This window comes from Streptomyces longisporoflavus, assembly GCF_014649775.1.
Lineage (GTDB): Bacteria > Actinomycetota > Actinomycetes > Streptomycetales > Streptomycetaceae > Streptomyces > Streptomyces longisporoflavus.
In genome coordinates, this window is sequence record NZ_BMTR01000127.1 from 1 (window position 1) to 783 (window position 783).

The following is a 783-nucleotide window of genomic DNA, read 5'->3' on the forward strand; positions in this document are numbered from 1 at the left end:
GTTGTAGTAGAAGTTCGCTTGGTTGAAGGCATCCTCCTTGAAAGGCTTATGCTGTTCCTTGTGAAACCAGTTGTACTTTACATAACCCATCATTTCTTCCATCTCTAGGTACTCGTAGTTCTCCTCCGAGCCATACCCTGAGTCTGCGGTGACGCTCTTGGATTGCTTCCCATATCTTTTCTTGTACTTATCCAAAAAAGGCTTGAAGGTCAGGGTGTCTGTTGGATTGGGATAAAGGGCGAAATTCGTCCAATATTGATTCTCTGTCGCAATTTGAAGGTTATAGGCAGGCTTTGTCTGCCCATTGTTCATGGCATCTTCCTTGAGGCGCATGAAGGTCGCATCGGGATCAGTCTTGGAGTAACTGTTTCTCTCGCCCAGTATATCCAGTGATTTTTCATACTCGCACAGTTTGTCCGAGGCTTTGAACAAGTGATCTATCTGAGTATTTAGCTTTTGCTTCTCTCTTCCTGTAAGCTTTGCCTTAGGAAGGTTCTTCGCTTGCCTCTCACACAAACGTGCACTTCTCTTTACATCCTTGGCGGAAGTGGCTGGCTCGCTGTCTTCTTCCTTGATGTCACTCCCGCCATTCAGGCGAATTTGTTCTTTTATCTGAGCCAATGCAGCAGAGGTATTTTCCAAGAGCTTAGCCCTGTTCTTTTCCACAGTCTTCTTCCATACAAACGTGTACTTGTTTGCTTTCGACTCTATCTTAGTACCATCAACATATTGTTCCTCCAGACTAATCACGCCCTTTTCAACCAATATGGAGACGACTGCATC

General features: G+C 45.1%; 1 protein-coding gene. It reads right to left on the bottom strand.

The window, feature by feature from the left end; translation table 11 throughout:
• Positions 1-783, bottom strand: a 783-nt coding sequence (locus tag IE226_RS43700; protein ID WP_190087102.1) for a transposase, incomplete at both ends; no start/stop codon positions are given.